The sequence below is a fragment of the Pseudomonas sp. 32A genome, assembly GCF_052682255.1.
Window position 1 is genome coordinate 4289401 of record NZ_JBQYLY010000001.1, and the last position, 23429, is coordinate 4312829.

General features: G+C 60.9%; 19 protein-coding genes and 1 pseudogene. 8 read left to right on the top strand and 12 right to left on the bottom strand.

All coding sequences use genetic code 11. The features are described 5' to 3' along the window. Positions 1 to 7: 7 nt before the first annotated feature. Complete coding sequence (locus ACUN0G_RS19720; protein ID WP_445574083.1) at positions 8 to 1957, bottom strand: LTA synthase family protein; 1950 nt, start codon at positions 1955 to 1957, stop codon at positions 8 to 10. A 201-nt stretch (positions 1958 to 2158) separates the two neighbouring features. On the opposite strand from ACUN0G_RS19720, the gene colR reads away from it, so the two are divergent. The 5 genes from colR (at position 2159) to ACUN0G_RS19745 (ending at position 5932) form a co-directional block, all read left to right on the top strand. After that, positions 2159 to 2842: a two-component system response regulator ColR gene (colR, locus tag ACUN0G_RS19725; protein ID WP_003175870.1), complete on the top strand. Its 684-nt coding sequence runs from the start codon at positions 2159 to 2161 to the stop codon at positions 2840 to 2842. Further along, positions 2832 to 4112 (top strand): sensor histidine kinase, encoded by a 1281-nt coding sequence (locus ACUN0G_RS19730; RefSeq protein WP_102369809.1) that lies wholly within the window; start codon positions 2832 to 2834, stop codon positions 4110 to 4112. Before colR ends, ACUN0G_RS19730 begins: the two co-directional genes overlap by 11 nt. Before the next feature lie 188 nt (positions 4113 to 4300). Next, positions 4301 to 4981, top strand: a complete 681-nt coding sequence (locus tag ACUN0G_RS19735) for a class I SAM-dependent methyltransferase (RefSeq protein ID WP_008433602.1) — start codon at positions 4301 to 4303, stop codon at positions 4979 to 4981. A 4-nt stretch (positions 4982 to 4985) separates the two neighbouring features. After that, entirely contained in the window at positions 4986 to 5702 is a 717-nt protein-coding gene (locus ACUN0G_RS19740; protein ID WP_134327248.1) for a lipopolysaccharide kinase InaA family protein, read from the top strand. Further along, on the top strand, positions 5702 to 5932 hold the full coding sequence (locus ACUN0G_RS19745; RefSeq protein ID WP_008433604.1) for a hypothetical protein: 231 nt from the start codon (positions 5702 to 5704) through the stop codon (positions 5930 to 5932). The genes ACUN0G_RS19740 and ACUN0G_RS19745 overlap by 1 nt, the downstream gene beginning before the upstream one ends. A gap of 898 nt (positions 5933 to 6830) precedes the next feature. Here the strand turns inward: ACUN0G_RS19745 and ACUN0G_RS19750 are convergent. Genes ACUN0G_RS19750 through ACUN0G_RS19760 form a run of 3 tightly spaced genes read right to left on the bottom strand, consistent with a single transcriptional unit; the run spans position 6831 to position 10454 of the window. Then, the gene (locus ACUN0G_RS19750) at positions 6831 to 7928 is read right to left on the bottom strand and encodes a DUF1513 domain-containing protein (RefSeq protein ID WP_445575576.1); all 1098 of its coding nucleotides are present in this window, start codon (positions 7926 to 7928) and stop codon (positions 6831 to 6833) included. A 2-nt stretch (positions 7929 to 7930) separates the two neighbouring features. Then, positions 7931 to 8995, bottom strand: coding sequence for an imelysin family protein (locus ACUN0G_RS19755; protein WP_076017468.1), 1065 nt, complete (start codon positions 8993 to 8995; stop codon positions 7931 to 7933). Between the two features lie 31 nt (positions 8996 to 9026). Next, a complete protein-coding gene (locus ACUN0G_RS19760; protein WP_445574084.1) occupies positions 9027 to 10454 on the bottom strand; it encodes a di-heme oxidoreductase family protein in 1428 nt (475 codons plus the stop codon). Positions 10455 to 10593: 139 nt separating this feature from the next. On the opposite strand from ACUN0G_RS19760, the gene ACUN0G_RS19765 reads away from it, so the two are divergent. After that, on the top strand, positions 10594 to 11157 hold the full coding sequence (locus tag ACUN0G_RS19765) for an NAD(P)H nitroreductase (RefSeq protein WP_445574085.1): 564 nt from the start codon (positions 10594 to 10596) through the stop codon (positions 11155 to 11157). A 148-nt stretch (positions 11158 to 11305) separates the two neighbouring features. Here ACUN0G_RS19765 and ACUN0G_RS19770 read toward each other — a convergent pair whose 3' ends face one another. The 8 genes and pseudogenes from ACUN0G_RS19770 to gap all read right to left on the bottom strand — a co-directional run bounded on the left by ACUN0G_RS19770 (position 11306) and on the right by gap (position 20314). Then, on the bottom strand, positions 11306 to 12061 hold the full coding sequence (locus ACUN0G_RS19770) for a methyl-accepting chemotaxis protein (protein ID WP_371916670.1): 756 nt from the start codon (positions 12059 to 12061) through the stop codon (positions 11306 to 11308). A 102-nt stretch (positions 12062 to 12163) separates the two neighbouring features. Next, positions 12164 to 13444 (bottom strand): annotated as a pseudogene (locus ACUN0G_RS19775) (PDC sensor domain-containing protein); the annotation flags it as partial. Positions 13445 to 13570: 126 nt separating this feature from the next. Continuing rightward, positions 13571 to 13972 carry a YbaN family protein gene (locus ACUN0G_RS19780; RefSeq protein WP_258348602.1) on the bottom strand — a complete coding sequence of 134 codons (402 nt, stop codon included), beginning with the start codon at positions 13970 to 13972 and terminating at the stop codon, positions 13571 to 13573. Between the two features lie 169 nt (positions 13973 to 14141). After that, positions 14142 to 14750 (bottom strand): biliverdin-producing heme oxygenase, encoded by a 609-nt coding sequence (locus ACUN0G_RS19785; RefSeq protein WP_445574086.1) that lies wholly within the window; start codon positions 14748 to 14750, stop codon positions 14142 to 14144. A 131-nt stretch (positions 14751 to 14881) separates the two neighbouring features. Then, positions 14882 to 17461 (bottom strand): TonB-dependent receptor, encoded by a 2580-nt coding sequence (locus ACUN0G_RS19790; RefSeq protein ID WP_445574087.1) that lies wholly within the window; start codon positions 17459 to 17461, stop codon positions 14882 to 14884. Between the two features lie 118 nt (positions 17462 to 17579). After that, positions 17580 to 18548 (bottom strand): FecR family protein, encoded by a 969-nt coding sequence (locus ACUN0G_RS19795; protein WP_421524748.1) that lies wholly within the window; start codon positions 18546 to 18548, stop codon positions 17580 to 17582. A 61-nt stretch (positions 18549 to 18609) separates the two neighbouring features. Beyond that, positions 18610 to 19128 carry an RNA polymerase sigma factor gene (locus ACUN0G_RS19800; RefSeq protein ID WP_003214115.1) on the bottom strand — a complete coding sequence of 173 codons (519 nt, stop codon included), beginning with the start codon at positions 19126 to 19128 and terminating at the stop codon, positions 18610 to 18612. 184 nt (positions 19129 to 19312) lie between these two features. Next, entirely contained in the window at positions 19313 to 20314 is a 1002-nt protein-coding gene (gene gap, locus ACUN0G_RS19805) for a type I glyceraldehyde-3-phosphate dehydrogenase (protein WP_445574088.1), read from the bottom strand. A 221-nt stretch (positions 20315 to 20535) separates the two neighbouring features. Here gap and edd point away from each other — a divergent pair, with 221 nt between their 5' ends. After that, positions 20536 to 22362 carry a phosphogluconate dehydratase gene (gene edd, locus ACUN0G_RS19810; RefSeq protein WP_445574089.1) on the top strand — a complete coding sequence of 609 codons (1827 nt, stop codon included), beginning with the start codon at positions 20536 to 20538 and terminating at the stop codon, positions 22360 to 22362. Beyond that, a complete protein-coding gene (locus ACUN0G_RS19815) occupies positions 22359 to 23315 on the top strand; it encodes a glucokinase (RefSeq protein ID WP_421524750.1) in 957 nt (318 codons plus the stop codon). Before edd ends, ACUN0G_RS19815 begins: the two co-directional genes overlap by 4 nt. Positions 23316 to 23429: the final 114 nt, after the last annotated feature.

Genomic DNA, 23429 nt, shown 5'->3' on the forward strand with positions numbered 1-23429 from the left:
TTTTTGGTTAGCGTGTACTCACCTTAGGAGCCTCGTCCTTGGGCGCCCTCCAGCTCAGCAACTGTTGTTTGTAGTCATAACTGGCGCCCTGGTAGTAGGTGATGGCCCGCTGGATCAACGGGTCATCGCTACCTGCGCGGGTTTCATGGCTGTCCCCCAGTGCCTGGTCATGGCGACGCAGGCCTTGGCGTGGGCTGAGAATCGCCAGGTCATTGCCGTCGAACAACCCCAGGTACTGGTAATTGCCCACCACTACCCGTGGCGGCAGCGGGTTGTCTTGCAGCAGGTTGCGGCCAAAAAACGTCGACTCGTAGCTCAGGTTCAGCAAGCCCAGCAGGGTGGGCGCCAGGTCGATCTGGCTGGCCAGCTTCGCGTTCTCGCCGGCGTCCACCAGCTTGGGGGCGTAGATAAACAGCGGGATCTGGTAATTCACCATCGGCAGGTCTTCCTTGCCCGCGCTGCCCGCCGTGTGGTCGGCGACGAAGATAAAGATCGTGTTGTCGAACCATGGTTTCTGGCGCGCCGCCTCCAGGAACTGGCCGATGGCATGGTCGGTGTACTTCACCGCACCGTCGCGGCCGTCACCGGATTTGATATCAATGCGGCCTGCCGGGTAGGTATACGGGCGGTGGTTGGAGGTGGTCATCAGTTGCAGCAGGAACGGTTGCTGCTTGGCGTAGTCGGCATCTGCCAGTTTCAGCGTCTGTTTATAGAGGTCTTCGTCGGCCATGCCCCAAGCGTTTTTGAAGCTGATTTCCGCTTCAGGCACGCTGCTCTGGTCCACCACGCGGTAGCCGTTGCCGCTGAAGAACGCGTTCATGTTGTCAAAGTAGCCACGGCCGCCGTAGACAAACACACTGTCATAGCCGATGGCATTGAGCTGTTGGCCCAGGCTGCCGAAACCGCTTTCCCGGCCGATGCGCTTGACGATGGAGCGCCCGGGCGTTGGCGGGATAGCCAGGGTGATAGCTTCCAGGCCACGGTCGGTGCGGGTGCCGGTGGCGTAGAAGTTATTGAAGTACAGGCTCTGTTTGCGCAGCGCGTCGAGGTTGGGCGTGAGGTTATTCGGGTCGCCGTTGCTGCCCATGTACTTGGCACTGAAGCTCTCGATGGTCACCAGTACGATATTGGGTTTGCGCAACGTGCCCGGGTTGGTAATGGCGCGACGGATATCCAGCGGATCCGTGCCGATAAACCGTGCATTGGGCTCGCTGAGTTCGGCGCGCAATTGCTTGGCGACCACCTCGGCCGGCAGGCTCTTGTAGAACTGGTTGTAGTCCAGCTCGTTATTACGGAAGGCGGCGAAGAACTGATACGGGCCGTTGCTTGCCAGTTCATTGTTGTAGGCGTTACCGCCCTGGCTGCGCGGGCTGTCCTGGTTGATCAGTTGCAGGCTCAGGCCGGCCACCACCATCAAACCAAGGGCGTTGAGCAGGCGTTTGCGCATCGCAGGCAACGGCGAGTTCATCGCCGCGTTGAACGGTTTACGCAAGGCCAGGCTCAAGACAATTGCCAGCACCGCCAGCAGGCTCAGCAACTTGCCGATCGGATAAGACTCCAGCAGGTTGTTCAGCACCTCTTTGGAGTACACCAGGTAGTCCACGGCAATAAAGTTGAAGCGCACGCCGAACTCGTCCCAGAACAACCATTCGGCCACGCTGGTGAAGAGCATGGCGAACAGGCTGACGGTCAGTACCGCTTGCAGGAACCAGCGATGGCCGCGGCGACGCCACAAGCCTGGCGGGCACAGCAGCAAGTACAGGCCCAGGGGCAGGGCGGCATAGGCGAGAAAGCCGAGGTCATAGAGCAGGCCCACGCCGAATACCGGCAGCAGGTTACCGCTGACTTCATCCAGATGGGTTACCAGCAGCAAGAGGCGGGTCAGTAGAAAAACCACCAGCCAGGCACCGGTCACCAACAGCAAATAGCGCATTGGCGCCGTTTTTGGAAAACCCATGTCAATGTTCCTTATTTACGATGGGCGCGATCTTCGCGCTGACACTGTAGTCAGCTTGTGAACCTATAGTGAAAAACTCGTTAAGTTCCCCAATCGGTTGAAAACAGTAATCGGTGCGGCCTTCAGGCCTAGCCGTGAGCCATACTTGGCCTTAAGCTGCGCGAGCCAACACGGCCGTTACCGCGTACGGAGACACTGCCCATGCGAATTTTATTGGTTGAAGACAACCGCGATATTCTGGCCAACCTGGCGGATTACCTGGGGCTGAAGGGCTACACCGTAGACTGTGCGCAGGACGGTTTGTCGGGCCTGCACCTGGCTGCCACCGAACATTACGACCTGATCGTGCTCGACATCATGCTGCCTGGCATTGACGGCTACACCCTGTGCAAACGCCTGCGGGAAGACGCGCGCCGCGACACGCCGGTGATCATGCTCACTGCGCGCGACCAACTGGATGACCGGCTGCAGGGCTTCAAGTCCGGCGCTGATGACTACCTGCTCAAGCCATTTGCGCTGTCGGAATTGGCCGCGCGCATCGAAGCGGTGCTGCGTCGTGCCCAGGGCGGCGGTCGCCGTGCGCTGCAAGTCGGTGACCTGAGTTACGACCTCGACACCCTGGAAGTCACCCGCGAAGGGCGCCTGCTCAAGCTCAACCCGGTGGGCCTGAAGCTGCTGGCGGTGCTGATGCAAAAAAGCCCCCATGTGCTGCGCCGCGAGATTCTCGAAGAAGCCCTGTGGGGCGATGACTGCCCGGACAGCGACAGCTTGCGCAGCCACGTCCATCAACTGCGTCAGGTGATCGATAAACCCTTCGCCAAACCGTTGCTGCAAACGGTGCACGGTGTGGGTTATCGCCTGGCCGAGGGTCGTGATGGAGTTTAAGCAAAGCCTTGCCCAGCGGATCATCATCGCCTTCGCCTTGATGAGCGCGTTGGTGGCGGGGGCCTTCGCCATGGGCATCGTTGCCACGGTGCACCTGGTGGAAGAAAAACTCATTTCGGCAGGCCTGGGCGGTGACCTGCAACGCCTGTTGCTGATGGACAGCGTCGAGGACTGGAGTCACCGTCCCGAGCCCGACCAATTGTTCTACTTCAGCGGCGGCCCCGGCGATTTCGAGCTGCCCAAGGATTTGCGCCATCTGGAGCCTGGTTTTCACGAAGTGTTTCGGGAGGCGCTGTCCTACCATGCCATGGTCGAGGTGGTCGACGGCCGCCGTTATGTCCTGCTGCAAGACCAGAGCGATTTCGAAGAGCGCGAGCGCGTGCTGTTTGCCGTGGTGCTGGTGGGGTTTGTGCTCAGCCTGGCGTTGGCGGTGTTCCTCGGCTGGGTACTGGCGCGCAAGGTAATGGCGCCGGTGGTGCGCCTGGCCCGCCAGGTGCGGCATCGCGACCAGTTACTCGGCCTGGCGCCACCGCTGGCGCCGGATTACGCCGCGGATGAAGTCGGCGAATTGGCCGTGGCCTTCGACGCCACGCTGGGCCGTTTGCGCCAGGCGTTGTCCCGGGAGCAGCTGTTTACCAGTGACGTGAGCCACGAATTGCGTACCCCGCTGATGGTGCTCGCCAGCTCCTGCGAGCTGTTGCTGGAGAACCCGGCGATTGATCAGCGCGGCCGCAAGCAGGTCGAGCGCATTGCGCGGGCCTGTGAAGAAATGCGCGAACTGGTACAGACCTTCCTGATGCTGGCCCGTGCCCAGCGCGAGGAGGCCGGCATGTCGCCCCAGGCCAATCTGGCCCAGGTGGCCGAGGACTTGCTGGGGATCTGGCGTGAGCCGATCGAGCGCAAAGGCCTTGAGCTGATCTATCAACCGGGCAATCCACTGGATACCCGCTACAACGCGACCTTCCTGCACGCGGTCATGGGCAACCTGTTGCGTAATGCCCTGCACTACACCGAGCATGGCTTGATCCGCCTTACCCTGGAGCCGAGCGGTTTTGTGGTGGAAGACACTGGCGTGGGCATTCCCGAGGACAAACGCGAAGCGATGTTCGAACCGTTTGTACGCGGCAGTGAAAAGCGTGGAGAAGGCCTTGGCCTGGGTTTGTCCTTGGTTCAGCGCATCTGCGAGAACCAGGGGTGGAGCGTCAGCCTCAGCACCATGGAGCCCAACGGCTGCCGCTTTCACGTCGAGTTGAGTCAGGTCAAAGCCTGATGCCTGCGCTGCCGCTAAGCTGCGGCAGACTTCCTGATTTTCGCCGAAGATGGCATCATGCCACGACTTGTGTCTGCAAAGTTTTGTAATGTATACGATTCGACAGGACAAGTTTTTCACAACGTGTTGACCTGTTGATCACAGGATTCTTCTTAAGGTTGTAGGCATTAGTAACTGGAGACCCGGTGATGCCTACCCCAATCAAGCTCGAATTTTCCGAAAAGTACGACGATCAGCACGCGCAGAATTATTTGCTCAAACATCAGGACAATCTGGCTCGCCGGTTGTCCCACAAACGCGACGAGCAATTGGCCCGTGGTGCGTTGGCCATGGCCGGTGAGCCTGGCCTGGTGCTGGACCTGCCATGTGGTGCCGGGCGCTTCTGGCCACTGCTGGCCGAAAAGCCCAACCGTGTGATCATCGGCGCCGATAACTCAGCGTCGATGTTGAAGATCGCCACGGTCGCCCAACCGGCGGATGTGGTGAAACGGGTACGCCCCTTGCAGACGTCTGCCTTTGATATCGATTTGCCAGATAACGCGGTCGACAGTATTTTCTGCATGCGCTTGATGCACCACATCGGTGATCCTGAGCACAGGCTGGCAATACTGCGCGAATTTCAGCGCGTTACCCGCGACAGCGTGATTATCTCGTTGTGGGTGGATGGGAATTTCAAGGCCTGGAAACGCAAGCGTGCCGAAGTGCGCCGTCGCAACAAAGGTGAGCAGGAAGGTTACCAAAATCGGTTTGTGTTACCGGCTGCTACTGTTGAGGCAGAGTTTGAACAAGCCGGTTTCCGTGTTCAGGAATCTCTGGACTTCATACCGCTCTACGCCATGTGGCGAGTGTATGTATTGCGCAAGAGGTAACAGGATGGCTGTCGAGTGTTTACCAGGTAGTGAAGTAGCTCCCGAGGAGCGATTTGATTATTTCTGGCGCCAGCAGGGCGAGTGGGTCGAAGAGCCCAATCGTCGTCGCGGCGGTGAAAGTGGTGTGCAACGGGTGACGGGCACCCATGGTCGTTTGCTCTACAGCAAGCGCCAGACCGGTCATATCTACCGTAGTTGGCTCCATCCGTTTGGGCGCCCCACTGTGTTGCGTGAGCGTGACGCCCTGAAGGGCCTGCGTTTGCTGGATGTACGCGTGCCGGAGCTGGTGTTCTGCGAGGCCCGTCGCGATCCTGAGCACCAATGGAAGGCATTGTTGGTGACGGCGTCGCTGGACGGTTTCGACGAGATCGAAAACTGGTACGCCGCGGGTGGTCGTGAGCAGTATGGCGAGTTGGTGCATGAGCGTTTGCTCAAGGAACTCGCGGGTACGTTGGCGCGGATGCACAAGGGGCGTTGGCAGCATGGTTGCCTGTATATCAAGCATATCTTTGTGCGGGTGACGGGTGAGGGTGACGCGGCGAAGGTTGAAGTGGCGCTGCTGGACTTTGAGAAGTGCCGCCAACGTTTGACGGCTATGCGGGCGGCCCGGCATGACATGTTGCAGTTACGCCGCCATTCGTCGTGGAATGCTACGGACTGGCAGAAACTCAGCTACTTTTACGAGACGGCGTTTGGCAGCGCTATCAAAGGTTTAACGTAATGAAGCTAGAAATTGCACGAGGTTTGTTTCTGTTGGGGGCTTTGGGCATAGCTGCCCTGGCCCTGGCTGCCTGGGAGCAGCCCCGGACACAAGTTCTCAGTGCGGTGCAGGGTGTCGGGCAGCAATGCCCGATGCCGCGGATCGCCAAGGTCGGTGTCGCGGCCAAGCCTGATCATGAGTTGTTGTTGTTCATGTTTGGGATGTCCCAAGGGATGAGGCCACAGAGTTGAAGAGATTGAAGCCCAAATAAAAGGCCTCGCTAGTTCGAGGCCTTTTATTTGGGCTTGGTTTGGTTGATCGAGTACATATCCGTTGCTGCGGTAACGGCGGCTTATGGTTCCGCTCTTACAGCGGGTCACTTTTGGCAAACGCCCCAAAAGTAACCAAAAGGTCTTTGCCCCACCACTCGGTGCCTCGCCTAGGCTCGGCATGCCCGCACTCCGGCTCGGCTCCGCGGGCCGCCGCGACGGGCCATCCATGGCCCGGCGCGGCTAAATCGGCTTCCCTGCCGATTTACCCGCTCCACCGTGCCTACTTGCGGCCATCGTGGTTGACGGGGCCCGCAGATCAAAATCAAAAGCAGATCAAAAGCAGCACAGCGGCCTACCGGCCGGCTTGAGTGTTAAAAGCAAAGACCAGAGCGAAAACAGATCTGCTTTTCTGTGGGAGCGGGCTTGCTCGCGAAAAACCTGAGGTCGCCGCGTTCATTCAGAATGCCCACGTCATCGTTAACGACCTTCGCGAGCAAGCCCGCTCCCACATTTTGGACCGTGCCCGCTTTAGCTTTTGATTTTGCTCTTCAACACTCAAGCCGGCCGGGAGGCCGCTGTGCTTTTGATCTTGATTTTGATCTTAGGCGCCCCGTTAAACCACGCTGGCCGAACGCAGGCTTTGGAGCGTGGGTAACCTGGCAGGACGCCAGGTTAGCCGTCCTGGGCCAGGGATGGCCCATGACGGCGGCCCACGGTCCAAAGCCGGAGTGAGGGCACACCGAGCCCAGGCGAGGTGCCGAGTGGTGGGGCAAGAGCGTTTTGCTTACTTTTGCGCTCTTCAAAAGTGAGCCGCTGTAAGAGCGGAACCAATAGCGGCCATAACCGCAGCAACGGATATGCCCCCAATCAGCCCCGATCAAACCAGATGCAGATGGTTATCCCAAAGCCCCGCCGGCAACTCCAGCGGCTTCGCCACCAACGGCACCTGCCGACAATCATAAAACCGGCAACGCCCCTGCCCGGAAGTCACCACAAACCCGTCAGCCACCGCACCCACCCCGGCACAATCCGGCAACGGCCCGTCCAGCAGCAACTGCGCGCTGTCCATGTTCCAGATAAAGAACCGATTCCCGCGAGGCGCCGTCAGCGCCACCAGCCGTAACTCACTGTGCACCGCAACGCTGGCCGTGTAATGCCCCATGGCCTGCAGCTGCTCATCCGCCACCGGAAACGCCACAAACGGCTGCCCCGGTCGCTTGATCGCCAGCAACTCCGACCGCTCATGAGACGCCCCCATGAACTGCTGCCCCGCGAGGATCGTCCCGTCGCTGGCAATCCCCATATGCCGCACACTGTTCATCTGCTGGCTCAGGGTCTCCTTGCTCAACAGCGTCCCGTCGCGCTTCATCAGGACCAGGCTCGGCTCCATGGCATTCAGGTTCATCTCGACCCGGCTCTCCGCCTCGGTACGAATCCCGCCATTAGCCACCACCAGCGTCTCGCCATCAGGCATCCACGACACCTGATGCGGCCCGATCCCATGGGTAGAAATCTCCCCGGTGTGCACCAACCGCTTACCTTCAAACCGATACACCCCAAGCAAGCCGCGACCCGGATCGGACGTGTCGTTCTCCGTGGCATACAACCACTCGCCATCCTTGTGCACCACCGCATGCCCATAAAAGTGGCGATTGGCGTTGGACGTAATGGTCTGCAGCAGCGCCCCGTCACGCAAGTCGATCAGGTAGCTCTTGGTGCCCGGCCGGCGGGCGACAAACAGCGCAATCGGCAATGTCGGGTGGTTGATGATGTCGTGGCAACGTTGTCCAACCTGGGTCGCAAACACTTGTTTGCCGTCCAGGTGGAAGCCGACGGCGTAGTGCTTGCCATCACCGTCATCGCGCGCTGAGAGCAGCAGCGGGCTTTTGCCCTTCTGCTTGAACAGCGTCCAGCCACCCAGGGTAATTGCACTGAGCAGCACGCTGCCGAGGGCCAAAGCCTGTCGCCTGAGCATCATCAGTCACCGTCGTTGGCGTTAAAGCCCAGTTGGATGCCCAGCGCCTTGGCCAGTTCGCCTTCGTGCAGGCGGTGGACCACGTTGAGGCTGTCGTAGATGTCGTTGAGTTGCTGGCGCCCGGCATCGTCGCCCAGCAGTTCGTTCAGCGAGCGCTGGTTGCTGGCGAACAGTTTCAGGGACGCGGCATACGCGGCGTCGATCTTGTCAGCCAACGGCTTTTGATCGGCAGGCAGCAGGCCGCGCAAGCCTTTGTTGTCGACGCCGACCCATACGGTCTGGGCGGCCGCCAGGCTGGCCTCCAGGCTTTGCAGGGACGACTGGCTGCGCCACGCATCGGCCTGGAACGGCTGCGGGATGCCCTTGGTCTGGCGGCCCATCGGGGTGCCGAGTTTTTTCTTCAGTGTGTCCAGTGCAGTCACTTGTACACGCAGCAGGTCAGCAATGGCTTCGTGGGAATCGGCGTAGCGCTGGTTAGGAAACTTGGTCATCTGCGCCAGCATGCCGTCGGTGCTGTTCCAGCTCGACAGGATTTCTTCGGCGAGCAGTTTCTGGCGTTCGCCGATGGCTACCAGCAACGGGCAGTATCGGGCTTTTTGCGTCTCGTCCGCCAGGTCGGTCTTGGCGTCGTAGAGGATGTATTCGTAGGCCGACAGGCCCTGCACCACGACGCTGGATTTGGCCAGCGCGGCGGCATCGATCTGCGGCTGGGCAGTCACCAGTTGCTCGACCTGACGGCCCACCAGGTTTTTCTTGTCCGGCCAGAACTGCACCTGCCACGAGCGGTTGCCCTCGGCCAGTGGGCCGATCAGCAGCGGTTGCAGCTCGGCCCAGGCTTTTTGTGCGTGCAGGAAGTCAGCACGGGCGGTCTCCAGGCTTTCCTTGCCCTGGCAGTAGGCCAGGGCGCTGACGGCCAGTTGGCGGTCGGCTTCAACCCAGCGGCTGTAGGTCGGCAGGATCACTTGCTTGGCAATGGCCGCCGAGGTCACCGCTTGCGGGTCCTGGGGCGAGCACGCACCGAGGGCGAGGGCGGCCAGGCTGGTGAACAACAACTTGGGACGGAACATGTCGAGCTCCCTTCTGTAATTAGGACAAAGCTTATAAAGAATTCAGGAATGCCAGCAACGCTGCGCGCTGTTCGGCATTAAAAGACAACACATGCTGCTGCGCCGCCTGGGCTTCACCGCCGTGCCACAGCACGGCCTCCATCAGGTTGCGGGCGCGGCCGTCATGCAAAAACTGGGTGTGGCCACTGACGGCTTGCGTCAGGCCAATGCCCCACAACGGCGGGGTGCGCCAGTCGCGGCCACTGGCCTTGAATTCGGTACGGTTGTCGGCCAGGCCGTCGCCCATGTCGTGGAGCAGCAAGTCGCTGTAGGGGCGAATCACCTGGTTGGCCAATTCAGGTTCGGCCGCCGTCGGCGCCGTGGTGAATTGAGGGGTGTGACAGCCCTGGCAGCCAGCCTGGTAGAACAGGTTTTTCCCGGCCAGCACCTGCGGCGCGTTGACGTCGCGGCGGGCGGGGACGGCCAGGTTGCGGGTGTAGAACAGCACCAGGCGCAGGATGTTGTCGCTGACCTCTGGCTCGCCGTCCGGGCCATTGCCGTTGGGCGCCTGTTTGCAGGCGACTTGTGCATCGGTGCAGTCATCGAACGGTCTCAGGGACGTAGTGAGGCCCATATCACCAGAGAACGCGTGAACATTTTGTTGATTGAGGTTCGGTTGCCCGGCTTTCCAGCCAAATCGACCCAGCACGGTCTTGTGCTGCGCGTCGTCCCAGACCCAGTTCGCGCGTCCGACGATGGCTTCCTTGTCGGCGGTTTTCGGGTCGGTATTGCGCAGGATGTCGGCGTCGGGGATGGCTTCCAGCAGCCCCAGGCCGATCATCGGCGGGGCAACCCGGGCCGAGAAGCGCGTGTCGGGGTGCATCGGGCCATAACCCAGCTGGGTGATTTGCAGCGCCGGCTTGCGCAACTCGACGACGGTACCGTCCTTGAAGCTGACGTTGATCGGTGTGTAGTCGACCCGCACCTTGCCTTCCGGGATGACGCCAGGCACGGCCATGTCCTGCAATTGCCCACCGTAGACCGGCTCGGGGACGACACCCAGTTGCTCGATGACCTTCGCATAGGGGGGCGCATCGGGGATCGACAGGCGTACCAGCATCGACACCGCGTTGGCTGCATCGGGCAGCGGCGGATGACCACGGCCATCCTTGATATGGCAGTTCTGGCAGGCGTTGGTGTTGAACAGCGGCCCCAGCCCATCGCGGGCAGTGGTGGTCGACGGGGCTATCACCCAGGGGCTGCGGAAGAAACTGTTGCCCACGCTGAAGTCCAGGCGCCGGGTCGGGGACAGGTTGGCCGAGGGCAGCGAGAAGGCGTTCTGGTCGGTTTTTCTCACCGTTGTCGCGCCACCCGCGCGCGCTTCGCCCGGCTCCGCTTTGGTGAATCGCGGGGCGTCATCGCAGGCACTCAGGCTCAAGACCATCAACAGTGCAGACAGGCGAAGGGGCGAACGGGGCATCAGGTTTCCTGAACGGAGGCTGAAAACAAGGCCGCAAAGTCTAACAGGGCAGGGCGGATTGAATAAGAGCAATTATCGTTTGGTGGTATCCGATTCATTCCCGCTAGAATGACCGCACATTTTTCTCTGGAGGTGGCCAATGCAGGCTCTCGACGCTTTGCTCAACCGTGTTTCCGTGCCGCGACTGCTGGACCCGGCACCGACCCAGGAGCAGCGCGACCTGCTGTTCGCCGCCGCCATGCGCGCCCCCGACCACGGCCAGCTGCGGCCTTGGCGCTTCCTGACAGTGGAAGGTGCGGCACGTGAGCGCATGGGCACGCTGCTGGCCGAAGCCGCCCGCCTGCAAGACGCCGAGGCGCCCCAGGCCGCGATCGACAAGGCGCAGAACGGCCCGCTGCGTGCGCCGTTGGTGGTGGTAGTGATTGCCCGCCTGCAAGAACATTTCAAAGTGCCAAAATCCGAGCAACGGCTGGCGGCGGCCTGTGCGGCCCACGGGATTCTGCTGGCGGCGTACGCCCAGGGGATCGGCGCGGTGTGGCGCACCGGTGAGTTGTCGTACTCGGCACACGTTGCCAAGGGTTTGGGTTTGACGGAAGGTGAGGAAGTGATTGGCTTCCTCTACCTGGGCGCGCCGCAAAACCCGCCGCGTACCGCGCCGAAAGAAGACCTGGCGCCGTTTGTGGCAGCCTGGACGGGTCAATAAGGCACCGCAACTCTAATGAGGACGGGCTTGTGTGGGAGCGGGCTTGCTCGCGAATGCGGTATGTCAGTCAATACATGTACCGACTGATCCACCGCATTCGCGAGCAAGCCCGCTCCCACATTGGGTCCTCACTGGTTTCAAGCTCGGGTCAAACCCGAAACTGATCCATCAGCTTCATCTGTTGGCTGGCCAGGGCATTGAGCTGGCTGCTGATGGCTGCCGATTCGGTGGCTTGGCCGGTGAGGGTTTCGGTGACTGTGCGGATCGCCGAAACGTTGCGGTTGACCTCTTCGGCCACCGCACTCTGCTGCTCGGCAGCGCTGGCGATTTGCAGGTTCATGTCGCTGATCACCGTCACTGCATCGCTGATCTTGCCCAAGGCCTGCACCGCCTGATGAATCTGCCCGGCATTGTTTTGCGCCTGGCTCTGGCTCGAATGCATGGTCGCCACCACCCCACGGGTGCCGGTCTGGATGCGTTCGATCACCAGGCGAATCTCCTCCACCGAATCCTGGGTGCGCTTGGCCAGGTTGCGCACCTCGTCGGCCACCACCGCAAAACCTCGCCCGCTTTCCCCGGCCCGCGCTGCTTCAATCGCAGCGTTCAGGGCCAGCAGGTTGGTCTGTTCGGCGATGCTGCGGATCACTTCCAGTACCGAACCGATCTGTTCGCTGTTCACCGCCAGGGCTTCGACTTCGGTCACGGCCTTGCTGACTTCTTCGGCCAAGGTGGTGATGTCGCGGGTGCTGCGTTCAATAATCTGCATGCCTTCACGGGCTGACTGGTCGGCACCGCGAGCGGCGTTAGCGGCGTTAGAGGCGCTGTTCGCCACGTCGTGGGCGGTGGCGCTCATTTCATTCGAGGCGGTGGCCACCTGGTCGATTTCCCGGAACTGCACCTGCATGCCTTCGCTGGTCTGGCGCGCGATTTCCGAGGATTGGTCGGCGGTGCCACGGGCTTCGGTGATGCTTTGCTTGATCTGCGCGATGATCGGCTGCAGCTTGTCGAGGAAGCGGTTGAACCAGTTCACCAGTTCCCCCAGTTCATCCTTTTTCGTGTAGGCAAGGCGCTGGGTGAGGTCACCGTCGCCGCTGGCGATTTCCTTGAGCATGGCCGCCACGCTGTTGATCGGCCGGGTCACGCCGGTGGCAGCCAGCCAGATCAGCAACAGGCCCAGCAGGCCAGCCGATGCGCCTACCAGCAACGCCTTGAAAGTGTCGCTGGCCTGGGCGTTGTCGAGCACGGCCTGGAGTTTGTGGGCGTCTGCCAACAGCACCTGTTTGGGCAACTTGATTACGATGCCCCAGGATTTGGCGTCGGCAATCGGCTTGACCGGGTACACCGCACGGATTGTGTTGTCTTCCTCGCGAATCTTGCGGGTATCGCTGGCCAACAGCTGCACGATTTCCTTGCCTTCGGCGCCCAGGGTGTCGATCAGGTTTTTGCCGACTTTGGCGGGTTCACCGCTGTAGCCGGCGATCAACCCGGTGCTGGAGATAATCTCCAGGTGCCCGGCGCCGTCGAACAGCTCTTTCTGCACCGCGTCGGTCGCGGCTTGCAGGGTGTTGAGGGCGAGGTCGACACCCACCACGCCAATCACTTTGCCCTCTACCAGCAGGGGCAGGGAGATGGTGGTCATCAACACCGGTTTGCCGGCGACGGTGTCTTCATACGGGTCCAGCAGGCAGGTGTTTTTGGTGTCCCGCGGGCAGGTGTACCAAATGTTGTAGGGGGTGCCGTTGAGGTTGAGGGTGGTCTTGGTCAAGTCGTCCTCGACCATCACCGTGTTCAGGCCTTCGCCACCGGCGCGGCTCCAGTAGCTGGAAAAGCGGCCTTTTTCGTTGGACACACGGGCGGCGTCGTTGACGAATTCTCTGTCTTTGCCGTCCAGCGCGTTGGGCTCGAACGACAGCCAGATGCCGAGCACCTTGCTGTTGCGGTCGAAGGCGGTTTTCAAGCTGTGGTTGAGCTCTTCACGCAAGGCGGCGGCGTCCAGCGAGCGCTTGCCGGCCAGGCTGCGCAGGTCTTTGACTTGGTCGGCGAGGGCTGTGACCACCAACAGGCTTTCACCGAAGGTTTTTTGCAGTTGCACCGCTTGTTCGGCGGCTTTGGCTTGCAGCAGGTTTTGCACGCTGTCGGTGAGCATTCGCGAGCTTGAATCGCTGATCAGTTCATCGTTCTGATTGGTCTGGTACAGGTTCATGCTGACCACCAATGCGATCACCCCCAGCAGGCAGAGCCCGGACAGCAGCACGATTTTCAAACGAATGGAGAGGGTGTCGAACATAGGTTTACCCGCGAATAGACTTATTGGTATGCACGCAGCATTGCCAAGTCCATTCGGCGCTATGCCCGGAACATCGGCTTGGGCCGGCGGTTCATGAGCGGGAGCCGATGAGCGGTAGTGGGGGTGTCAGGTGGGTTGCGGGAGACGCTCCGGTCGCGACCAGATCCACAGGTTGCCCAAGCTCATTCCAGCGATGGCCAGGTAGATCGGCCAGCCGTGGTCGAGCATCACCAGCATCAGGCCGGCGCACAGCAGCATGCTCACGGTGGCGCTGACTTTGGCCCGGCGGGCGATAATCTTGCCGTTGCGCCAATTGAACAGGATCGGTCCGAACAGGCGGTGGTTTTCCAACCAGGCGCTTAGTCGCGGGGAGCTTTTGGTGGCGGCCCAGGCGGCCAGCAGGATGAATTCGGTGGTGGGTAAGCCCGGAACCACAATCGCAATCAAACCGATGCCCAGGCTGACGTAGGCCAGCAGGCCGAACAGGACACGGGCGATTTTGGATGAGGATTGGGTTTTGCCGGTCATGGTTGAGGTTTGCATGGATGGATTTACGAAGGATTCAAAGTGAAACTGGATCAAATGTGGGAGCGGGCTTGCTCGCGAATACGGTGGATCAGTCGGTACATGTATTGACTGACACACCGCATTCGCGAGCAAGCCCGCTCCCACATTTGATTGCATTCCAATCAGGGAATCAGGCCAGTTCAGGGGCGCTAGCGTACGCCTGTTCCAGCAACACGGTGAAGCGCACGAACGCATCAATCGCGCCTTTCTCCACTTCGGCTTCTTCTTCAGCGTTGAATTCCAGTGCGTCGAGGGTGCGGGTGAAGCGCTTCCAGCCTTCAGCGCGACCACCTGCCGGCTCGCCCAGGTGACGGGCACCGAAGGTTTCGCTCAGGCCCAGGCCCACGGCGCGCTTGATCAGGAACGCAGCGCCCAGCTTGGAGCCTTCGGACACGAACAGCCAGCCCAGGGCTTCAGCCTTGCTCGGGTTTTTCACCGCGCCGGCCACCGGTGCCGGTACTTCGGTGTCCAGGTCGCCCAGGTCCAGCTTGGCCGCTTCGGCACGGCAGCGTTCGGCCAGGTCGGGGACGATCTTGATCAGTTCTGCATCGTTGTACAGCGCCACCAGCTCCGACTGGAACAGGTACTGCGCGACCACGAAGCGGGCGAAGTTGGCCTGGGTTTCAAACGGTGCATGGGCCTTTACCAGCGCGTCGAGCTTGGTGTGCGGTTCGTTGGTGATCTGGTTCAGGCGTTGAGAGCGCAGGCTTGGGCGTTCAGCAGTAGGAGAAGCGGTCATGAAGATGTCCTTGAGAAGAGGATGCGTCTGGTTGCCAGGCTGTTATGAACTAGACGAACCAGAAGACGCGTCACAGTAAAAAATCCTCACCCCGCGCAAGAAGAAATTCCGGCGGGGCGAGGCTCCCTTGATCAGATGTCCCAGATCAGGTTGATCGCAAAGTTGCGGCCCGGCTGGGTCAGGCGGTCCAGATTGGCCGGGCCGGTCACACCGGCTTCGCCGACGCTGTCGTAGCTGCGAACGTCGTCCCAGTCCCAGTATTTCTTGTCGGTCAGGTTGTACAGGCCACCGTTGATGGTCACGTCGTTGGTGACCTTGTAGAAGCCGGTCAGGTCCACGATGCCGAAGCCCGGGGTCTTGAACGGGCCGTTGGCGCTGTTGCCGTCGGGGGCGAAGAAGGTGGTGCTGTCGACGCGATTCTGTTTCTTGACCAGGGTCCAACTGACCAGGGCACCGTAGTTCTGCTGGTCGTAACCGAGGCCAAATACGCCCTTGAGCGGGTTGACGCTGTTCAGCGGTTCGCCGTTGTCGTCGTTGCGCCCGTAGGTGTAGGCAATCGAGCCTTTGGTGTACAGGCCCTGCGGCGCGCCAAACGCATCGAGGTTCAAGCGGCCCTTGGCTTCCACGCCCTTGATAGTGGCGTGCTTGATGTTGTTGGCTTCGAACTGCTGAACCGTGCCACCAGCGACCGAGGCATCTTCGTTGATGAAATCACGGTACTTGTTGTAGTACACCGCCACGTCAAACGAGCCCGAATCGAAGTTACCGCGAATTCCGGTTTCGACACCCCGGCTGCTTTCCGGCTTGAGGTCCGGGTTGGGTTCGACGGTGTAGCCCTGTTGCAGGTTTTCAAAGCGGCCATACAAGGCCTTGGCCGACGGCGTGCGATAGCCTTCGGCGTATTGGCCGAACCAGGTGTATTGCTCGGTCAGTGCGTAAGTCACGCCGAATTTTGGCGTTACACGGTGCCAGTTCTTTTCCGAATTGCTGTGGTCGTAGATGCGTGTCGGGTCAACGGTGTTGAGGAATTCCTGAGTCAGCTTGGGTTTGAGCTGGATGTAGTCGTAACGCACGCTGGGCAGGAAGGTCCACTTGTCCCAGGCAATCTGGTCCTGGGCAAACAGCGCGTAGGAGTTGATGGTCGGATCCGGGAAGTCGCTGGCCTTTTTCACGCTGTCGGCGGCCGACGGGCTTGGTGCGCCGATGGCGGTGCAGCCGCTGCCAACCGCCAGGCAGGTCGCGGAGCCTTCACGGGAGCCCGTGACTTTCTGCTGTTTGAGGGTGGTGCCGTAGGTCACCACGTGATCGGTTTCGCCGATGCTGAAAGCTTTGTCCAGTTGCGCGTCGAATACCCACTGTTTCTCTTCGTACAGGGTGTCGCGGGTGCGCAGCACCTCGCGCGATGGCTGGTAGATCTCTGCGGTGGCCTGGTCGGTCTTGGCGATTTGGTAGTTGAGGCTGGTCTTGATGTGATCGGCAATCGGCGAGTCGAGGGCGAAGGTGTTTTCTATGCCGAAACGCTCGCGGGTGATGGTGTCGTTGCCCGTACGGCCGCGGTAGAAGTTAAAGCCCTGGCCACCGACGAACGGGCCACCCACCGCGTTTTTCAGGTTGGTGTCGCGATCATCCTTGAACTTCTCGTAGGTCAGGCCCAGGCGATTCTCTTCACCATAATTCCAGCCGAGCTTGGCCAGGATGTTAGTGGTGCGCGCATCCTCCGGGTTGGCGCCGGTGCGGGCCAGGCCGGTGGCGTTATTGCCATCGTAGGACTCCATTTCGTGGCCGTTGCGCTGGCTCAGGTGCAGCAAGCCGTCGAAGTCCTGTACGCGACCGGCGACGGTGCCGGAGGTCAGCCAGCTTTCGTCGGCGGAGCTGTAGCCGGTCTTCAGGCGCGCGCCGAAGTCCTGGCCGGGCTTGATGATGTCGTCGGGGTCGAGGGTGAAATAGCTCACGGCGCCGCCGATGGCGCTGCTGCCGTACAACGCCGAGGCCGGGCCACGGAGGATTTCCACGCGCTTGACGATTTCCGGGTCGACGTAGTTGCGGCGAGTCTTGGCGTAGGGGCCGTTGAAGAAGTTGTCCGGGACTTCGACGCCGTCCACCTGGGTCAGGATGCGGTCGCCGTCGATGCCGCGAATGTTGTAGCCGGCGTTCCCGGAGCGGGTACCGGCACCCCCCACCGACACGCCTGGCTCGTAGCGCACCAGTTCGCGGATGGTGTTGACGTTCTGGCGGTCCAGTTCTTCGCGATCATGCACGGTCACGGTGCTGGGCACGCTGTCTACGGCCTGTTCCTGGCGGGTGGCGCTGATGGTCATTTGTTGCAGGGTGATAGCGCTGCCGGCGGCGCGTTTTTCCAGCACGATGTTGTTGTTACTCAGTTTGCGATAGCCGAGGTTGGTCCCCACCAATAGCCGGTCCAGGGCTTTATCTGCCGGCAACGAGCCGCGCACGCCAGGGGACGACACACCCTGGCCCAGCTCGGCGGGCAGGCCGACTTGCCAGCCGGTCACTGCGGTGAAGGCATTCAGCGCCGAGACCAGGGATTGCTGCTCGATGCTGAAGCTGTAATTGCCCTGGCTGCGGCTGGCAGGCTCGGCAGCGGTGGCGGCCATGACGGGCGCACCGGCCAACAGGATTGCGGCCGTCAGCAGGGACAAGCCGTGACGGCGAACGGGCGAAGAGGGCCGGCGGTTGAAACGAGAGGACATCGAGAGCGCTCCGGAAGGTACGAATCTTATAGTTGCGACACTGAATCAAATAGGAATCAGTTGCATTGGCTATAACGAGACGAACCTGCGCAGGCTATCGAGTAAAAATAATTCTCATTTAGTTCAGGATCACCAGCGCCGGGTATTCCGAGAGCTTGGCGGAAGTGATGTGGGCCAGGGAGCGCACGACGTCGAGAGGCTGGTCGAGACGGTAATTGCCGGTGACCGCCACGCTGGCGAGCTTGTCGTTGTTGTTGACGATCCAGCCCGGGTAGTAGCGCCGCAATTCGGCCAGCACTTCGCTCATCGGGCAGTTTTCGAAGATCAACCGACCGTCGACCCAGGCCAGGTCCTTGGTGGTGTCCAGCTTGGCGGGTTGGCCGAAGCCCTTGGGCCCGATGCGGATACTTTCACCGGCGCTCAGGCGTACCCGGGCATCGTCAAAGGTGTTGCTCAGGTCAACATCGCCGCGTTGTACCTGAACCTGGGCTTCACCGTTCAAGTAGCGCACCGCGAAGGACGTATCGCGCACGCTGGCGCGCACCGGGCCGGCGTCGATCTCCAGGGGCAGGCCACGGCTGGGCAGCACTTCGAAAAATGCCTCGCCCTGATACAGGCGGGCGATGCGCTGGTGGTCCTTGATGCTGCTGGAGAAGGCGGAATTGGTGTTCAGCAAGACTTTTGAGCCGTCGTCGAGTTGCAGGCGCTGGCGCTCGCCCACCACCGTCAAGTGGTCGGCCTGCAGGCGCATCGGCAGGTTGCTGAAGCTGAACAGGCCCAGCAGCAACACGGCGGCGGTGGCCAGGGGTTTCCAGTGAGGTTTGATACGTCGCCAGGCACTGGGCTTGCGCGGCGCATTCAGGGCGACGGCAGCGCTGTGCACCGGCGCGCCGCCCCAGGCGGTCTGGGCCTTGATGAAGGCTTCGGCGTTTAAAGGGTCGCGGGCGAGCCAGGCTTCAAACTCGTCTTGTTGCCCGGGTTGCGGGCACTGCAAGGCGATCAGCCAGTCGAGGGCTTGGTCCATAGCCGTGTCTTGCAACACCTCATGAGCCAGCTCATGGGGGCGCAGTTTATTCGGATCCGTCACGGTGTTCCTCGGGTCTTCGCCACGTTTTAATCAATAGTCCTACAGGCTGTGTCGACAAAGCTTAAGGGCGATCCAGTCTTTCGGCCACACCTATGCAGATGGCCATGATCAATTTCAGTTCCTTTTGCACGGTGCTCAGGGACACGTCGAGTTTGTCGGCGATCTCCTGATAGCTGCAACCGTGCAGGCGGCTGAGGATAAAGATCTGCTGCTGGCGGGCGCTCAACTGGCCGAGGCTGACACTCAGGTGCTCGAGCAATTGCTCGGCCTGTGTCGCGTCTTCGGGAGTGCTGACGGGGGAGGCGACGCTTTGCAGGACGTCCAGAGGGACATCTTCCTGCAGGGTGCGCGCCTGAATCCTGCGGGCGCGCAGATGATCCAGCGCCAGGTTGCGCGCCGTTTGGTAGACGAAGGGTTCGAGGTGATCGATCGGCCGTTCGCTCAAGGCCCGGGTCACGCGCAGGTAGGTTTCCTGCAGCAGGTCCTCGGCGGTGCTGTGGTTATTCACCATCCGCTGCAAGGTGCGCAGCAGAATCACCCGCTGGGTGAGGAAGACTTGGTTGAAGCGAGATTGGCTCACAGAGATACCAGACCGATTTGCAGCGAATGATAATGCTTATCATCAACGCAAATGGCAAGTGGCACTTTGGATTACTGTAGGAGCGAGCTTGCTCGCGAAGGGCGTCAACGATAACGCTGACATCCTGAATAAACGCGGTGGTTTTGCGTTTTTCGCGAGCAAGCTCGCTCCTACAGGCCGAGCATCACTCGGCGTTGCACAGCGCTAGGCAGTTATCCAGCATGCGGTTCGAGAAGCCCCACTCGTTGTCGTACCAGGCCAGCACTTTCAGCAGTTTGCCGCTGACCTTGGTGTGATTGGCGTCGAAGATCGACGACAGCGGGTTATGGTTGAAGTCGCTGGAAACCAGCGGCAGGGTGTTGTAGCCGAGGATTTTCGAGTGCTGGCTGGCTTCTTTGAGCAGTGCGTTGACCTGCTCGGCACTGGCTTCTTTTTTCAACTGCACGGTGAGGTCCACCAGCGACACGTTGATCACCGGTACCCGCACGGCCATGCCGGTCAGCTTGCCTGCCAGTTCCGGCAGCACCAGGCCCACGGCTTCGGCGGCGCCGGTTTTGCTCGGGATCATGTTCTGGGTGGCCGAACGCGCGCGGTACGGGTCGGTGTGGTAGACGTCGGTCAGGTTCTGGTCGTTGGTGTAGGCGTGGATGGTGGTCATCAAGCCGCTTTCGATGCCCAGCTCGCGGTGCAGCACCTGGGCCACCGGGGCCAGGCAGTTGGTGGTGCAGGAGGCGTTGGAGATGATCTGGTGGGACTGACGCAAAATGTCATGGTTCACGCCATACACCACAGTGGCATCGGCGCCCTTGGCCGGGGCCGAGATGATTACCTTGCGCGCGCCGGCGTTAATATGGGCGGCGGCTTTGTCACGGTCGGTGAACAGGCCGGTGCACTCGAACACCACGTCCACCTTGTGGGCAGCCCACGGCAGGTCGGCCGGGTTGCGAATGGCACTCACGGCAATCCGGTCACCGTTCACGGTCAGGCTTTCCTGATCGTGAGCGACCTCTGCGTCGAAAGTACCGTGGACGGTGTCGTATTTAAGCAGGTGGGCATTGATCGAGCTGTCGCCGAGATCGTTGATGGCGACGATCTGCAAATCCTGGCGGTAGCCTTGGGTATAAAGTGCGCGCAGGACATTTCGGCCAATACGGCCAAAACCATTAATAGCGATACGTAGAGTCATTGGAAGGTGCCTGTCGTCGATTTGTTGTAAGAATTACAAGATTATTCGCATAAAAATAGAAAACAAGCCTTTTTAGTGGCAATATTTTGTTTAATCTACAACGAGTGACCTGAATCAACTGGTCCGATTGGTCAAGCAACACCCTGCCAACCTCTTCGCGGCGGGCGTTTGACCAGCATAGACTCTCAGGTCGCCACATCCGTTAGCCTGGAGTTCTATACATGCATCCCCGCGTACTTGAGGTCACCGAACGGCTTATCGCCCGCAGCCGTGCAACCCGTGAGGCATACCTTGCGCTCATTCGCGGCGCTGCCAGCGACGGGCCGATGCGCGGCAAGCTGCAATGCGCCAACTTTGCCCACGGCGTGGCCGGGTGCGGCACCGAAGACAAAAACAGCCTGCGCATGATGAACGCCGCCAACGTGGCAATTGTTTCGTCATATAACGACATGCTGTCGGCCCACCAGCCGTACGAACATTTCCCCGAGCAAATCAAGACCGCCCTGCGTGAAGTCGGCTCCGTGGGCCAGTTCGCCGGCGGCACCCCCGCCATGTGCGACGGCGTGACCCAGGGCGAGCCGGGCATGGAACTCAGCCTGCTGAGCCGCGAAGTGATTGCGATGTCCACGGCGGTAGCGCTGTCCCACAACATGTTTGACGCCGCGCTGATGCTCGGCATCTGCGACAAGATCGTCCCTGGCCTGATGATGGGCGCCCTGCGCTATGGCCACCTGCCGATGATCTTCGTGCCGGGCGGCCCGATGCCGTCGGGGATCTCCAACAAACAGAAAGCCGACGTGCGCCAGCGTTACGCCGAAGGCAAGGCCACCCGCGAAGAGCTGCTGGAATCGGAGATGAAGTCCTACCACAGCCCGGGCACCTGCACCTTTTACGGCACCGCCAACACCAACCAGTTGCTGATGGAAGTCATGGGCCTGCACCTGCCGGGCGCCTCGTTCGTCAACCCGTACACGCCGCTGCGTGATGCCCTGACCCGCGAAGCCGCGCACCAGGTCACGCGCCTGACCAAGGCCAACGGTAACTTCACGCCGATCGGCGAGATCGTCGACGAGAAATCCATCGTCAACTCCATCGTCGCCCTCAACGCCACCGGCGGTTCCACCAACCACACCCTGCACATGCCGGCCATCGCCATGTCGGCGGGCATCATTCTCACCTGGCAGGACATGGCCGACCTCTCCGAAGTCGTGCCGACCCTGTCTCACGTGTATCCAAACGGCAAGGCCGACATCAACCATTTCCAGGCGGCGGGCGGTATGTCGTTCCTGATCCGCGAACTGCTGGAAGCCGGCCTGCTCCACAACGACGTCAATACCGTGGCCGGTCATGGCCTGAGCCGCTACACCCAGGAACCGTTCCTGGTGGACGGCGAGCTGGTATGGCGTGAAGGTCCGATCGAAAGCCTCGACGAAACCATCCTGCGCCCTGTGGCCCGTGCGTTTTCCCCGGAAGGCGGCTTGCGCGTAATGGAAGGCAACCTTGGTCGTGGGGTGATGAAAGTCTCCGCCGTGGCCCTTGAGCATCAAATCGTCGAAGCCCCGGCCGTGGTATTCCAGGACCAGCAAGACCTGGCGGACGCCTTCAAGGCCGGCCAGTTGGAAAAAGACTTCGTCGCGGTAATGCGTTTCCAGGGCCCGCGCTCCAACGGCATGCCGGAATTGCACAAGATGACGCCGTTCCTCGGCGTGTTGCAGGATCGTGGCTTCAAAGTGGCGTTGGTAACAGACGGGCGTATGTCCGGCGCGTCGGGTAAGATTCCCGCCGCGATTCATGTCAACCCCGAAGCCCAGAGCTGCGGGCCACTGGCACGCGTGCGCGATGGCGATATCATTCGCGTGGATGGCGTCAAAGGCACCTTGGAGCTTAAGGTGGACGCCGAAGAATTTGCTGCGCGTACGCCTGCCACGGGCCTTCTGGGCAATAACGTGGGGGCCGGTCGCGAGCTGTTTGCGTTTATGCGTTTGGCCGCAAGCTCCGCAGAGCAGGGCGCCAGCGCCTTTACCTCTGCCCTGGAGACACTTAAGTGAAGCTTGCGCTGGTCGGTGATATTGGGGGTACCAACGCCCGTTTTGCATTGTGGCGTGATCAGGAACTGCATTCGATCCGCGTCCACGCGACGGCGGATCATGCCAGCCCCGAAGAGGCGATCCAGGTCTATCTGAAGGAAGAAGGCCTGGCCATCGGCTCGATTGGTGCGGTGTGCCTGTCGGTCGCGGGGCCGGTGAGCGGAGATGAATTTAAATTCACCAACAATCACTGGCGCCTGAGCAAGACTGCGTTCTGCAAGACCTTGCAGGTGGACGAGCTGCTGCTGGTGAATGATTTCTCGGCCATGGCCCTGGGCATGACCCGCCTGAAACCGGACGAATTCCGTGTGGTGTGCGAAGGCACGCCGGAACCGTTGCGACCTGCGGTGGTGATTGGCCCGGGCACCGGCCTGGGTGTAGGCACCTTGCTCGACCTCGGCCATGGCCGTTGGGCCGCGTTGCCGGGTGAGGGCGGCCATGTCGACCTGCCGGTGAGCAGCCCGCGGGAAGCCCAGCTGTGGCAACACATCCACAACGAGATCGGCCATGTCAGCGCTGAAACCGCTTTGAGCGGTGGCGGTCTGCCGAGGTTGTATCGGGCGATCTGCGCGGTGGACGGCCATGAAGCCGTGCTGGAAACCCCCGAGGCCATCACTGCCGCTGGCCTGGCGGGCGACCCGATTGCCCTGGAAGTGCTGGACCAGTTCAGTATCTGGCTGGGCCGCGTTGCCGGTAACAATGTGCTGACCACCGGCGGTCGTGGAGGGGTTTATATCGTTGGCGGCGTGATCCCGCGCTTTGCCGATTTCTTTATCAAGAGTGGTTTTGCCAAGAGTTTTTGCGACAAAGGCTGCATGAGCGACTACTTCAAAGGCATTCCGGTGTGGCTGGTGACGGCACCGTATTCAGGGTTGACAGGTGCTGGTGTGGCGCTTGAGCAGGCATTTGCGTAGGCAGTGATGGCCTCTTCGCGAGCAAGCCCGCTCCCACATTCAATCCCATTCCAACTGGATGAATGAGGTCGAATGTGGGAGCGGGCTTGCTCGCGAAGGCGGCCTCAAGGGCAA